This is a genomic window from Bacteroidia bacterium (assembly GCA_041391665.1).
GTDB lineage: Bacteria > Bacteroidota > Bacteroidia > J057 > J057 > JAGQVA01.
Genome location: JAWKNO010000003.1, coordinates 782,543 through 797,884, shown reverse-complemented (window position 1 = coordinate 797,884; position 15,342 = coordinate 782,543). Strand labels below are relative to the sequence as shown.

At 49.0% G+C, this 15,342-nt stretch carries 9 protein-coding genes and 1 tRNA gene; 9 read left to right on the top strand and 1 reads right to left on the bottom strand.

Translation table 11 applies throughout. The annotated features are described in order from the left end of the window. Positions 1 to 4: 4 nt before the first annotated feature. Entirely contained in the window at positions 5 to 604 is a 600-nt protein-coding gene (locus R3D00_26030; GenBank protein ID MEZ4776661.1) for a redoxin domain-containing protein, read from the top strand. Positions 605 to 607: 3 nt separating this feature from the next. Here R3D00_26030 and R3D00_26025 read toward each other — a convergent pair whose 3' ends face one another. Continuing rightward, entirely contained in the window at positions 608 to 1,492 is an 885-nt protein-coding gene (locus R3D00_26025) for a universal stress protein (protein ID MEZ4776660.1), read from the bottom strand. Positions 1,493 to 1,616: 124 nt separating this feature from the next. On the opposite strand from R3D00_26025, the gene R3D00_26020 reads away from it, so the two are divergent. From R3D00_26020 to R3D00_25985, 8 genes are all read left to right on the top strand, one after another. Further along, positions 1,617 to 2,423, top strand: coding sequence for a hypothetical protein (locus tag R3D00_26020; protein MEZ4776659.1), 807 nt, complete (start codon positions 1,617 to 1,619; stop codon positions 2,421 to 2,423). A 6-nt stretch (positions 2,424 to 2,429) separates the two neighbouring features. Continuing rightward, the gene (locus tag R3D00_26015) at positions 2,430 to 3,464 is read left to right on the top strand and encodes a quinone-dependent dihydroorotate dehydrogenase (protein MEZ4776658.1); all 1,035 of its coding nucleotides are present in this window, start codon (positions 2,430 to 2,432) and stop codon (positions 3,462 to 3,464) included. A gap of 13 nt (positions 3,465 to 3,477) precedes the next feature. Next, positions 3,478 to 5,343 (top strand): T9SS type A sorting domain-containing protein, encoded by a 1,866-nt coding sequence (locus R3D00_26010; GenBank protein MEZ4776657.1) that lies wholly within the window; start codon positions 3,478 to 3,480, stop codon positions 5,341 to 5,343. 128 nt (positions 5,344 to 5,471) lie between these two features. Next, positions 5,472 to 8,078 (top strand): DNA translocase FtsK, encoded by a 2,607-nt coding sequence (locus R3D00_26005; GenBank protein MEZ4776656.1) that lies wholly within the window; start codon positions 5,472 to 5,474, stop codon positions 8,076 to 8,078. Between the two features lie 32 nt (positions 8,079 to 8,110). Continuing rightward, positions 8,111 to 8,758, top strand: coding sequence for an outer membrane lipoprotein carrier protein LolA (locus tag R3D00_26000; protein MEZ4776655.1), 648 nt, complete (start codon positions 8,111 to 8,113; stop codon positions 8,756 to 8,758). 84 nt (positions 8,759 to 8,842) lie between these two features. Continuing rightward, a complete protein-coding gene (gene glgP, locus R3D00_25995; GenBank protein ID MEZ4776654.1) occupies positions 8,843 to 10,462 on the top strand; it encodes an alpha-glucan family phosphorylase in 1,620 nt (539 codons plus the stop codon). Positions 10,463 to 10,493: 31 nt separating this feature from the next. Continuing rightward, positions 10,494 to 10,578: transfer RNA gene (locus R3D00_25990), tRNA-Ser, on the top strand. Between the two features lie 714 nt (positions 10,579 to 11,292). Further along, positions 11,293 to 15,198, top strand: a complete 3,906-nt coding sequence (locus R3D00_25985; GenBank protein ID MEZ4776653.1) for a cohesin domain-containing protein — start codon at positions 11,293 to 11,295, stop codon at positions 15,196 to 15,198. Positions 15,199 to 15,342 lie beyond the last annotated feature (144 nt).

Sequence of the window (15,342 nt, the reverse complement as noted above, 5' to 3'; positions counted from 1 at the left end):
ACCTATGAGTAAGTTTGTGTATGTAACCTTTCTGGGGTTTATCATTGGTCTGTTTGCCTTTAGCAAACCCCTCTTTGCGCAGGATCAGATAAAGATATCCCGTTTTTCGCTTGAGAATGCCAGCGGTAAATCCTTTTTGCTGGATTCAATGGCCGGCAAAAAGCTTACAGTCGTAGTATTTACCAGCTCTCATTGCTCTTGGGCAACCCAATATGAGGAGCGTCTGGTTAAATTTTATCATAACTATAAGGATAAGGGCGTCAGCTTTATTGCGATCAATAGCAACGACCCCAGTATGAATGGGCGTGATTCGGCTTCGCGAATGCAGACAATCACCGCTTTTCCCTTTCCTTACCTGAAAGACAGCGACCAAAAGGTCGCCAAGATGTTTCACGCTACCAAAAACCCCGAAGCGGTGATTCTGGTTTCCCGGGAAAAATACTACGAAATCGTGTATCGTGGACAAATCGACGACAATCCACTGGATACAGCGTTTGTAAAAGAGCCGTATCTCGTCAACGCCATAGATAGCCTTTTGGCAGGTAAAAAACCTGCCGTATCTGTCGTCCCGTTGAGGGGCTGCGATATCAAATGGATCGATTAGCGCTTATGCGGAAGAAGTGGTTTTGCCCGTACGCAGGGTGATCACGGGTACTGATGCGTGATTGACCAGATTGGCTACGCCGTTTTCATCTTCTGCATAATGGCCTTCCCTTACATTTGTATATAAAAGCAGCAGGTCATACCCGTGAGATAGTGCATACTGTCGTATGCCCTGACGGGCATCAGTACCTTCCTGTATCACTGCCGTGATTTTGCCAAGCCCTTTCCCTACCCATTCTTTGGTAGTCATCTGGTGAAATAGCTTATAGTCGTTTTTCCTCAAATCAGAAGCGTCAGGTGGAAGCACAGAAAACAGCGTGATTTCCGGAGCCATAAATGACAGATATTGATCCAGGTAACGATAGATTTCCGCTAATGGCGAATTTCGGTTCACTGGAATGAGAATTTTCCTGAACCCTTTCCTCGCTTCAATCCCGTCGGGTTTGTTGGCGCGGAAGGTCATCACCGGGCAATCGGCATGAAGCACCAGATGATCGGTGTATGAGGCCTTTCCTGAAGCATCCGAAGAAGCCATTTCGGGCAGATTGAGCACAATCAGGTCCGCACTGATTTCATCAGCCTCAAGCAAAATCTGCTCGGCGTGGTTTCCCACCCGAATACTGGATTTGCAGGTAACCGCATAGGGTACATAGTTCTTTTTGGCTTCGCGCAACAATGTTCGTGCATTCTCAGTCGCTTTCTCAACCATATTATTGGAGTTGATATCGAGACCAAAAACGACACCAAAGGACTGCGGTAAAACATTGATAACGTGTAGCAGGGTCAGGTCAGCCTGGAAAAGCTGGGCAAAAAAACTGGCCTTCTCGATAGCCTGATAGGAGGCCTCGGAAAAGTCCACCGGGCAGAGGATGTGTTTTAGGCGATTCATAGTCCGAGAAAATACGAAAAACCTGACAAGTTTCACAAAAGTTATTAATTCATTTTATCGTTGACTATCTTGGGGCCGTATCCTGATTATTACAAACATTCACTTTTCAATACATAATTTTGTTATGAAAAAATTTAATCTGCTGCTGATTATTCTGATGACAGGCCTGTTTTTTGCCTGCGGTTCAGAAAAAGATTCCAATGCTGCCGAAGGGGATTCAATGGCCGGCGAAAACAAGATTAGCCTTTCTCCGCTGGAAGGTTCCACGCCTTATGCAACGGCGAATCTGTCCCTGATTTCTTCCGAACTGACCGACGATGCAAAGGTTAATTTCAACTTTGAGGTTCAGAATTATGAGTTGGGCGCTCAGACGCCTGCGATTGCCGGCCTCGGGCTTGCCAATTCCGGAAAAGGGCAGCATGTTCACCTGATTGTTGACAACAAACCGTACTCCGCTCATTATGAGCCTGTTTTTTCGACGGATACGCTTTCCGAAGGAAATCATGTGATTCTGGCTTTTCTTTCCCGCTCCTATCACGAAAGTGTAAAAAATACAGGACCGGGCGCCGTATCGTATTATCTGGAGCAATTTCAGGTAGGCGCATTTTCCGGTGAAAAACCTGACCTTTCTGCTCCGCATATGTTTTATAGCCGGCCAAAAGGGGTTTACAAAGGCGAAGAAATCAAAAATGTACTGCTTGATTTTTTCCTTGCTAATGTTACACTTTCACCAGATGGCTATAAAGTACGCGCTACAATCAACGGTGAAACCTTTATGCTTACAGAATGGGTGCCTTATGTTATGAGCGGGTTGACTCCTGGTGAAGTTACCATAAAGCTCGAACTTCTGGATGCCGCAGGTAATCTCGTGCCTAGTCCTTACAATCCTGTAGAAAGAACCATCACCCTCGAAGCCGAAGCTGCGCAGTAATAGTTTATGTATCGTCAAATTATCCGGCCTTTACTTTTTCAGTTTGATCCGGAACGGATTCACCACGCTACCTTGCGAATGTTGCGGGGAGTACTCTCTCTGCCGCTGGCAGGTTTTGCCTTTGACTTTAAGTTCAACCTTCAGGATCAACGGCTGGAGAAAAAACTCTGGGGATTAACATTTAAAAACCCTGTAGGACTTGCCGCCGGGTTTGATAAAGATGGGGTACTGGCCGACCTTTGGAAACATTTGGGTTTTGGTTTTGCCGAGCTCGGAACAGTCACCCCAAGACCCCAGCCAGGCAATCCCCGGCAGCGGCTTTTTAGACTGCCGGCAGACCAGGCCATCATCAACCGCATGGGGTTCAACAATGCAGGTGTTGCGGCAATGGCAAAACGCCTGAGTAAACTCGATAAAGGCGACCTGATTATCGGTGCCAATATTGGGAAAAACAAAGATACTCCCAATGAAAATGCGGTAGATGACTATCTCTATTGTTTCGAACAACTGTTTGATTACGTGGATTATTTCGTGGTAAATGTAAGTTCGCCCAATACTCCCGGTTTGCGAAGCCTTCAGGAAAAAGAGCCGCTTACCCGGTTGCTGGGGACCATTCAGGAAAACAATTACGCCCGTAATACTTCCCGCCCGCTTTTGCTCAAAATTGCCCCGGACCTCAGCGATGAGCAACTCAATGATGTGATCGAAGTTGCAGCTGCCACCCGGCTAGACGGGCTGATCGCTACGAATACAACCATTAGCAGGGAGGGGCTCATTACCCCAGAACCCATACTGCAGCAAATTGGTAATGGCGGACTTAGCGGTGCACCACTTACGGCAAGAGCCGGAGACATTACCCGTTATCTGCATGCCAAAACCAGAGGGACAATTCCTCTGATTGGTGTCGGGGGTATTATGAATCCCACACAGGCAAAAGAACGGCTCTCTGACGGGGCCAGCCTCATTCAACTATATTCAGGGTTTATTTATGAAGGTCCGGGTTTTGTACGGAATATACTAGAAGCTATTGTTCATTCGTAGTTGTATAACCCCTATGAAAAATATCCATCATCCACTGCTCGCCACGATCGCCTGTATAGTGTTGCTTTCCGGCTGGAGCCATTCACTTTTTGCACAATGTGTGATTGATTCCGGTGTCCCGGCTGTACCCGGTATTTACCCCCCCGTACTCAATGATGCAGATGGGTGCGAGTTTTATGAAATGGATATCACCTTTTTTCTGCCCAGAGACACAACGGTAAATTTTGCCGGGCAGAATCTGACATTCCCCTTTAATTATTTTAGCATTGACAGTATAGCAGGTTTGCCTCAGGGACTTTCCTGGCAGTGTAATCTGGATTCTTGTGTGTATTACGTACACCCTGACAGTGCAAATGTAGATACGTTGGGTTGTATCAGAATATTCGGGACGCCTACCACTCCGGGTTTTTTCCCCATCGTCGTTTACATTACTGCCAATGTCATTATTTTTAATAACCCTGCAGATCAGCCAGGGACTTATGCTGCCTCGCTGAAAGTAGGGCCGTGCCCGTTTATCGGAGACTGCTATACCTATAACCTCAGTTCCTTCTGTGAGCCAGCTGTGCTGGATATTGCCAATAATATCCCCAGTAACGGTAAACCTGGTTTTTCTTATTCGTGGAGCCTTACAGGGCCGGGTGGGCCGGTTTACACTACGTCTGACGAAGATCCGTTCCCGCAGGTTTTAGGGGAAGGCGGAGATTATATTTTACATTATCAGGCTACTGTAGATACTACGGGCTATTTTCTCAATAGTGTAGTTATCGATTCTACCAATTGCAATGATCTGCTGGATGCCGGGGACCTTTACTGGATTTTGAAAGACCCTGCAGGAAACGAATTGATCAATACTTCTGCAAACCCGATCACCAATGGCAGTGCCAATCTTCCGCTGAATACCGGAATTGCCAATATACAACTCGATACGGGAGTATATGAATTTCAGGTTTGGGATTATGACCAAATAGGAAATGACGATGGCTGTGCTACAAATTCGGGTGGCTCCGGCGCTTCTGTTTTTCTGACGGTGCCACCGCTAAACGCTGGGGTTGTTACTGTGGTAAACAGTGGGTTGCGAGTGAAATTTACCATCGATCACCCCGTGCAGGTGATTACTTGTACAGATACGATTCACGTCGATTCGCTTCCGGCAATTCCGGCTATTCAGGCTGATACAAACCGTATTTGTCTGGGTGATTCGCTGCGGCTATCTGTCAACACGACGGATTCGGTTCAATGGTATTTTGATGGAAACCCCGTTGCGGGCGCGAAAGATTCTGCTCTGATGGCCGGTGCTGCCGGCAACTACTATGCAGAGGTGATTGACAGAAATACCCTTTGTGCAGCTTCCAGCGCAGTATTTACTGTGCAGACTGTGTCAGTCGGTGCACCCAGCATTGCTTTTGACGGAAGTTTTACCATGACCATAGCTTCTCCCAATCCCAATTATACCTACAGTTGGTATAATGCGAATGGCACACCAGCCGGTACAGGCACTTCGTGGATGCCTTCAGGGTCAGGAAACTACTATGCCGTAGCGGAAGATACGCTGACCGGATGTCAATCAGAACCTTCAGCTACGATACGTGCCATCCTGTCTGCCATTGATCCGCTGGCCGGTATTTTAGCGGATTTCCGGCTATACCCCAATCCTGCCAGCGAAGAAATTCATGTTGAAGGCGAACTTTTTGGTACAGAGGAAGTCTTTATAGAAATCACCGATCTTTTAGGAAAATCGGTGTACCAGAAAGAAACAAAACTGATTCCCGGTCATTTTAATCAGACGATCGGAGTTCGTAGTTTTGTGCCCGGTGTATATTTTTTCCGATGGGTTTCTACGAAGGGAATCCATACGCAAAAATTTATGATTCACCGGTGATTGTACGTTTTTATCCGGAAGTTTGTAGGATGAAATTGATTCCTGTTTGAAAAATGGGTATATTTGGGAAATTAATTAAGGTTCTCTGAATCAATATCTTCCGGGGCGTTATTTACATTATTACCTTAATGGCAAAGCAAACATCCACCCGTAGAAAAAAGCAAACCGACAAAAATAAGCCTTCCGGGCCGATTTCGTCTTTTCTTGCCATTGCCGAAGCTTTTAAAACGAATCCTCCCAACCGGGATCAGAATAGAAAGATTTTTGCATGGTCACTCCTGTTTTTCTGCCTGATATCTATTCTCGCCTGTATCTCCTACTTTTTTACCGGCAATGGCGATCAATCGGCTACCGAAGCGGGAATTGAAGCCGCAGCAGAAGTGAACAACTGGCTGGGATTTGTCGGGGCAAAACTTTCAGACTTCATCGTTCGGAGGGGTTTTGGTATTTTCAGTTTTGTGCTGCTGATCTACGGGGTAATCGTCGGACTCGTATTCCTGGAAAATGATTTTTATGAATACGCCAAAAAAATCCTGAAGTACGTGTTGTTTATCGTACTGTTTGGCTCTGTATTTTTTTCCTACATCGAAATTCTGATGAATTCTTCCACTTATGATCTGGGTGGAGGCTTTGGTTACTATATCAATCACTTTGTGTTTCGCTATGTCGGTCGGGTCGGAATGGCCTTTTTGCTGCTGTTTGCTCTGATCGTATTTATCGTGATCAACTTTAATGCAGAAGTTAGGGCTTCTCAATTGATAGAAACGCTTCGCGCTGCGGTATCTTCGACAAATCTGCGGGTGCCTATTCAGAAAGTGCAGACAGGGATTAATCAAAGCATCAAAAAGAACCGTCCCACCGAGCCCAATAAAACAGAAGAAAGGCAGGTATCTGTGGAAATCGTCAATACCAAACCGGAGGTGAAACCCCTACAGGAAACCAAACCCACACCGGGTGATGGCGTCCGGTTTGAACTTTCGGTGCCTACTGATGATGAAATCAAGGAAAAATCCCGATCTGTCAGCGGTACACCTCAGCTGGAGTTTACGATTGTTGAGACAAAAGAAGAACCGAAATTTACCGTGCCCAATTCCCGCAACTTAGAGCAAATTGGTGATGATAATATCGGTATGGTTGCGGGTGATGAAGAGCGGATCGAAAAGATCATTCCTGAGGAAGATCTCGAAGTGGACAATGCAGATGACTTGCTGGAAGAAGAATTTTACGACCCTACCCGGGAACTCTCCGATTATATCCCACCGCCATTTGAACTGTTGGAAGACCACGGGTCCGGAAAAGGGCGGGAGGTCAATCGCGAAGAACTGGAGATCAACAAAAATAAAATTGTCAAAACCCTGGGGGATTACGGGATAAAAATCGATCACATCAAAGCCACGATCGGTCCGACCGTAACGCTGTATGAAATTGTCCCTGCTGCGGGCGTGCGGATTTCCAAAATCCGGAATCTGGAGGATGATATTGCGCTCAGTCTTGCAGCGCTGGGGATTCGTATTATCGCCCCAATGCCAGGGCAGGGGACCATAGGCATTGAGGTGCCAAACTCAAATCCCGAAGTAGTTTCCCTGCGCGGGGTCATGTCCACGCAGAAGTTTCTCAACTCCAAAGCCGAGCTTCCCATTGCGATTGGGCGTACCATTTCCAACGAAGTTTTTGTTGCTGACCTCAACAAAATGCCCCACCTGTTGATTGCGGGGGCTACAGGTCAGGGCAAATCAGTCGGCCTTAATACAGTCATCACATCCCTGCTCTATAAAAAACATCCGGCGGAGGTCAAGTTTATTCTCATTGACCCGAAAAAAGTGGAAATGAACCTGTATCAGGCACTCAGAAACCACTTTCTTGCTCAATTGCCAGAGCAGGGAGACGATCCGATTATCACAGATGTCAGAGATGCCGTCAATGTGCTGAAAAGCCTCTGTATCGAAATGGACATGCGTTATGACCTGCTCAAAAAGGCACGTGTGCGCAACCTGAAAGAATATAATACCAAATTTACCAGCCGGAAACTCAATCCGCGAAAAGGCCATATGTTTTTGCCCTATATCGTCCTGATTGTGGATGAGTTGGCGGATATGATGATGGTCGCCGGAAAAGAAGTGGAAATGCCGATTGCCCGTCTGGCACAGCTGGCCCGTGCGGTGGGCATTCACCTGGTGGTGGCTACGCAACGCCCTTCGGTGAACGTCATTACCGGTATTATCAAAGCCAACTTCCCCGCCCGGATGTCATACCGGGTAATATCCAAAGTAGATTCCCGCACGATTCTCGATGCCAATGGCGCAGACCAGCTGGTTGGGCGCGGAGATTTGCTCCTGTCTACAGGGAGTGACCTGATTAGAATACAGAATGCATTTATTGATACACCCGAGGTTGAAAGAGTGGTCGATCATATTGCCAAACAACGAGGGTTTCCTGAGCCCTATTTCCTCCCGGAAACGCCTTCAGACGATGAGGACGATGATGGAGAGGACGAACCATTTGAGAAAGACTCAAAATTTGAAGAAGCCGCAAGAATGATTGTGCGCTATCAAATAGGCTCAGCATCGTTGATTCAACGTAAAATGAAACTCGGTTATAACCGGGCCGGAAGAATTATCGACCAGTTGGAACGCGCAGGTATTGTCGGCCCGCATTCCGGCAGTAAAGCACGTGACGTTTTAATCACGGATGAAGCAGAGTTGGAACGGTATTTGAGCAATATTACAGGTGATTAAAAATAAGCTTTAAATCAACAAACTTACATAGAATGAAAATTTTTGGTTTTGTTATTCCCCTGATTTTGGCCATGTATCTGGGACTCACGGGATTCTCCGTTAACACTGACATTTCCCAGGGAGTACTTAGTGAATCAAAGGCCATGCTGGAATCTCTTGGCGATTTTTCCGCCGGGTTTAAATATTCCATCAGCAATCCCAACATGCGTCCGGTAGCAAAAGCCGGAAACATCAAATACAAAAAAGGCAAGTATGTAATTTCTCTGGAAGATCAGAAGATTTTCTGTAATGGAAAAACCCTCTGGATTTATCTTCCCGAAGTAAATGAAGTAAACATCATGTCTTATACAGAAGACGAAGGGGTGAATGTGGAAAGCATTTTTAAAATCTATGAGTCGAGTACCAAATCCCGCTATGACGGTGAAGTAGAAGTACACGGGGTTGCCTGCCACAAGATTTTTATGGCGGTCCAGAGCGATGAGCTGGATTACAACCAGGCTTATGTCTGGATCAACAAAAAGACCAAATTCCTCGAAAAAGTAGTGTTGGTCGACCGCAAGCAGACTCAGACGATCTACGAATTTCTGGATATTAAAACGAATGTGGGTTTTGGCGATATGGAGTTTGAATTTGACGCCAAACAATATAAGGGTGTAGATATCTATGACGAAAGATCTTAATTGATAAAAAAATATGTTGAAATTAGAGGCTGTCTCAATTGTAGAGATAGCCTCTTTTTATTGTATGGATTTTAAGTAATGGTTATGTCGAAAAATGATCAACAAACCCTTCCAAGGGTTGCTTATTTTTGTATGGAGTATGCGCTCCAAAGCGATTTCAAACTGTATGCTGGCGGCCTGGGCATTCTTGCCGGAGATTATCTCAAGGGTGCGCATGATCACGAATTTCCTATCGTAGGCATAGGAATCCGTTGGAAACAGGGTTATACCGATCAGTTGATCGACAAATCCGGGCAACCGTATGATACCTATCACAATTACACGCATGATTTTCTGGAAGATACTGGCGTAGAAGTTTCTGTTGAAATCCGTGGCCGCGAAGTAAAATGTAAGGTCTGGAAAACGGAAGCTTTCGGCAATGCTCCGCTGTATCTCCTCGATACCGATATCCCCGGCAACGAAGATGCCTGGATCACCGGGCAGCTGTATGGATGGTTTGGCGAAGAGCGGATCGCCCAGGAAATGGTGCTGGGAATTGCCGGCGTGCGTGCCCTGCGCAAGTTGGGGATTGAGATAGATGTGTATCATTTTAATGAAGGCCACGCGCTGTTTGCCGGATTTGAACTGATACGCGAAAAAATGGAAGCCGGAATGTCTTATCTGGACGCAAGAGAAGCCAGTCGTAAAGAAGTGGTATTTACCACACATACACCGGTAGTCCAGGGAAATGAGTCTCATCCGATCAGCCGGCTGACTTATATGGGCGCAAACCTGAGCCTCACCGCCCGTCAGTTGAAACAGCTGGGAGGAGACCCCTTTAACATGACGGTGGGGGCACTGCGGTTGTCGCGCATCTCCAATGCCGTGGCGCAGCTGCACGGAAAAACCGCTAATAAAATGTGGAAAGGCGTAAGCGGGCGTTCCAAAATCAAGGCCATTACCAACGCCATTCACTTGCCGACGTGGGTTGATCCGGCGATGATTGACGCAGCCGTATCGGGCGGAGATGTGTGGGCGCCGCATCAGGCCAACAAACGAAATCTGATCAATTTTGTCGCTGAGCGAAACGGCGTAACGTTGGATGAAAATAAACTCATCATCGGCTTTTCACGCCGGGCGGTGCCTTATAAGCGGAGCAATCTGATCTTCTCAGAGCCGGAGATCATTGAACCATTGCTGGATTCCGGGCGGGTTCAGATCATTTTTTCGGGCAGAGCGCATCCTCTGGACGATGGCGGTAAGGCGATTGTCGCAGAACTGGTAGAGATGACCAGACGGTGGCCGCAGTCGGTGATATTTTTGGAAAATTACGATATGGAGATCGGCACGATGCTGACACGCGGTTCTGACATCTGGCTCAACAATCCCCGCAGGCCGAAGGAAGCGAGCGGTACATCGGGGATGAAAGCCTCGATGAACGGCGTGTTGAATTGCAGCATTCTCGACGGCTGGTGGCCGGAAGCCTGCAAACATGGGGTCAATGGCTGGCAGTTTGGCGACGGGTTTGAGCATGAAGATGAGGCGATTCTCGATGCCCATGACCGCAAGGGATTGTACAAAGTATTGACTGAAGAAGTAATACCGACGTATTATGACAACCCCGAAGGATGGAAAAACATGATGCGTGCGAGTATTCTGGACACATATGAGCAGTTTGCCGTAAAAAGAATGCTGGAAGAATACTATTCAGAGTTGTACCAATAAAAAATCTGTCGTACATTTGCCCACGCAAAAAGGAGAGGTGGCAGAGTGGTCGAATGCGGCGGTCTTGAAAACCGTTGTGCCGCAAGGCACCGGGGGTTCGAATCCCTCCCTCTCCGCAAGCAAATCTAAGGTTCCCGATCCCCCAAGGATCGGGAATTTTTTTTTCATTCAAGCAAAAGGCACCGGGGGTCGGAGATACCTTTTGGTATCGAAGATGCCTTTCGGTATCGTAGATGCCTTTCGGCATTCGAATCCCTCCCTCTCCGCTGCAAGGAATGCCCAATCAGGAATGCCCAATCAGGAATGACAAACAAGGAATACCAAATTACAAAGTAGAGACATCTCTTACTTTGTAATTCCTTAAAATCTTCGAGAGAGTATGTTAAGCTACGCTTAAAATACTGGGGATAAATCATCCCGATAGTATCATAGAAAGAGCTTTGCTGATAAAAGTTGGGCTGTATCCATAGTCTGTTTCATTAAACCCCAATCGCTGCCAGAGAAAAATCTCCGCAGCCATCATGAACCCGTACTTTCGGCCATGCGGGAGGAACAGATTTTCGTATTTTTTTGTATAAAATGCCAAATTTTGGCTAAATAAAGTTCCCTTCCGGCATCGCCTAAAAGACCCAAAACCTGCAACCAGGTAAAAATACCTGCTTACCCCCGTAAAAATACCTGTTTTATCAAACGGGTATTTTTACGCTGTTGGGGGGCGGTTCGAATTCCCAACTTGCAGGAGATCAGCGCTTCAACAGATCCCACAAAAAATACATCCCATGACTAATAAACCTACCCCCTGTTTTTTTCAATCCATAACCCCATTTATCATGCAATTATTCTCCCCACGATCGCTCATTTTTACCCTGCTCTCCGCCTGGTTTCTGGGCGGATTATCCCCTTACGCTCACGGCCAGGCCTCCCTGGTTGCGGATATTGTTCCCGGAATTGGGGGCAGTTCTCTCGCCTATCTTACGAATGTGAATGGCACGCTGTATTTTCGGGCCACTGACGTTACGAATGGCACTGAATTGTGGAAAAGCGACGGGACGACTGCTGGAACGGTACGGGTGAAGGATATTTATCCCGGAAGTGTGGGCAGTTCTCCCACCTATCTCATCAATGTGAACGGCACGCTGTATTTTCGGGCCTCTGACGGTACGACTGGCCAGGAACTGTGGAAAAGCGACGGTACGGCTGCGGGCACGGTACTGGTAAAGGATATTAATCCCGGAAGTGGGAGCAGTTCGCCCAACTATCTTACCAATGTGAACGGCACGCTGTATTTTGCGGCCAATGACGGTACGAATGGCAATGAACTGTGGAAAAGCGACGGTACGGCGGTCGGAACGGTATTAGTGAAGGATATTAATCCCGGAAGTGGGAACAGTTCTCCCTACTATCTCATCAATGTGAACGGCACGCTGTATTTTAATGCCAATGACGGTACGACTGGCCAGGAACTGTGGAAAAGCGACGGGACGGCTGCTGGAACGGTACGGGTAAAGGACATTAGTCCCGGAATTGGGGGCAGTTCTCTCGCCTATCTTACGAATGTGAACGGCACGCTGTATTTTAGTGCTACTGACGGTACGAATGGCATTGAACTGTGGAAAAGCGACGGTACGGCTGCCGGAACGGTACTGGTAAAGGATATTAATCCCAGTGGGAGCAGTAGTCCCCAGTATCTTACGGATGTGAACGGCACGCTGTATTTTGCGGCCAATGACGGAACGAATGGCTTTGAACTGTGGAAAAGCGACGGTACGGCGGCCGGAACGGTACTGGTAAAGGATATTAATCCCAGTGGGAGCAGTAGTCTCAACGGCTTTACGGATATGAACGGCACGCTGTATTTTAGTGCCCATGACGGAACGAATGGCAATGAACTGTGGAAAAGCGACGGTACTGCGGCCGGCACGGTGCAGGTGCAGGATATTAATCCCGGAAGTGGGCATAGTTATCCCTACTATCTCACCAATGTGAACGGCACGCTGTATTTTAGTGCCAATGACGGTACGAATGGCCAGGAACTGTGGAAAAGCGACGGTACGGCTGCCGGGACGGTACTGGTGCAGGATATTAATCCCGGAAGTGGGCATAGTTATCCCGCCTATCTTACCGATGTGAACGGCACGCTGTATTTTCGCGCCGATGACGGAACGAATGGCACTGAACTGTGGAAAGCCGGCGCGCCAGCGGCGACGGATCTGGAGTTTGTGGTGGGCACCGGCACTGCAGGTCCCAGCAACACGATCACCGTTCCGGTGTCGGTCAATAACTTCACCGGCATTGGCACCTATCAGGGTACGATCACCTTTGACCCTGCGGTGCTGAGTGTGGCTTCGGTCAACGCCCTCAACCTCCCGGCTACGAGCTCCTTCGGCCTTCCGGGTCAGGGCAGTGTGCCCAACGACGCGCTGACCTTTGTCTGGTACGAGTCCACGCTGACGCCCGCCACCGTCGCCGACGGCACTACCGTCATCGAAGTTACCTTCACAGTCTCCCCCGGCGCGACGACCGGCTTCACCGATATCGAGATCGACGGGTCTGTAACCCCGCTGGGTTATGCCACAGATCTGACGGCGACAAGCCTGTCCACGCCGCTGGTTACCCAGGGCGGCCTCCAGATCGATGCCGATGCGCCCACGACGCAGACAGCGAGCATTTCGAGCAATAATGCCAACTCGGCGTCCCTGGCGACCGTGGGCGATGTGATCACGCTCGTATTCACGACCTCGGAAGCCCCTGCGGTAACGCCCGTGGTAACGATTGTGGAAGGCGGCGCAGGCGTCGTAACGGTCAGTGGTTCGGGCACTTCGTGGACGGCCACCAAAACGGTAGCCACCGGCGGCGACGGGCTGGTTACTTTCTCCATTGAAATTGAAGATATCTATGGCAATAGCAGCACGCTGAGTGCCACGACCGATGCGAGCAGTGTCACGGTCGATACCGAAGATCCGACCATCACCTGTCCGGCGACGATCAACCAAAACAACGATCCGGGCAACTGCACTGCGGTGGTTACTTTCACCACCCCGACCGGCAACGACAACCTGGCGGGCTACAGCGTAACCCAAACCGGCGGCCCGGCTTCGGGTGCGGCTTTCCCGGTCGGTACGACGAGCGTTACTTTTACGGTCACCGATGCGGCCGGCAATACGACGGACTGTAGTTTTGATGTGATCATCACCGACAATGAGGCGCCCGTGGTTCTGACCCAGCCGGTCACGGTCGAACTGGATGTCAACGGTCAGGCCAGCATCGTGCCTGCCGATGTGGACAATGTTTCCTACGATCAGTGTGGCATCGCCACGCGGACCCTGGACATCGACCAGTTTGACTGTACGGATGTGGGTACCCCGGTAACGGTTACCCTGACCGTAACGGATGTCAATGGCAATGTGGCTTCGAATACTGCGGTAGTAACGGTGGTAGCCAACCCGGTGATCGGCTTGTCGGGTGGGGCGTATTATGCGCTGGCGACGGTTTCGACACCGATACCAGGCGTGGTCTGGGATATCAACGGCGATGATGGTCCTTTGTCAACGACGGGTTCGACCTTCAGTTTCCTGGCCACCCCATGTGGAACCACCAATGATATTGGTGCCAACAAGATCGACGATGCGGCCACCAACAACGGGGTAGATGTCAATGATGCGGTGGATATCGTGAAACATATTCTGCTGATCCAGCCCTTTGCCAGCCCCTACCAGCGGATCGCGGCAGACGTGGATGCCACGACCTCGATCAACGTACTGGACGTGATTCAGGTGCTCAGGAAAATTGCGAATATCAAGCAGTACTTCACCAACCCGGTTACGCAGGTGGAAGATGCGATCTGGACGTTTATTCCGAGCGACTATGTATTTGCGAACCCCTCGAACCCCTTCCCGTTTGAGACCCGGCGGACGTATATCTCCCCTTCTCCCTCGACGGGGCAGGACTTTAACGGCGTGAAGCTGGGTGATGTAAACAATAGCTGGAACCCGGCGGTATTGCGCCATACGGCACCGGCAGATTCCTTCTACTTTGCGATGGATGATGCAGGGGTACTTCCCGGCGAGCGGATGACGATCCCGGTACGGGTGAGAGACTTTCAGGATATCGCGGGTTATCAGTTTACGATGAGCTGGGATGCCAGTGTGCTGGCTTACCGGGGCGTAACCCCACGGGCACTCGATGGCGTGTACGGAAGCGCAGAAGCGGGCAAAGGAAAAATCACCTCCGCGTGGGTGGACATGGCCGGACAGGGCGTAACGCTGAGCGATGGAACGGTAGTCTTTGAGTTGGAATTTGAGGTAGTGGGTGCCTGGGGCAGCGAGACGAGCTTTGAGATGACCTCCGAAATTACGATGACCAAAGGCGTCAAAAATGACGATACCGATTTGGGAATCGGCATGGTATCGGGGAAAATCGAAGTGGGTGGTTCGGCTACGGGCATTGACCCCTATGAGCTGAAAGGCTACAGCCTGGGTCAGAATGTACCCAACCCCTTCACAGCAGAAACGACACTGAATTTCTCCCTGGGACAAGCCGAAGAAGTGCAGATTGAAATCTACAATGTAACGGGCCAGTTGGTGAAAAGCTTCAGCGGCAAATACCCCGCCGGGCAGCACGAACTGATCTGGAACGGAAGCAGCGACAGCGGACATGAAGTCAGCCAGGGAGTCTATATGGTCAACCTGCAGGCAGGCGGATATGTCTCTGCGATCAGAGTGATGAAGGTGAAGTAAACCAGGTAAAAATACCTGCTTACCCCCGTAAAAATACCTGTTTTATCAAACGGGTATTTTTACGCTGTTGGGGGGCGGTTCGAATTCCCAACTTGCAGGAGATCAGCTCTTCAACAGATCCCACAAAAAATACATCCCATGACT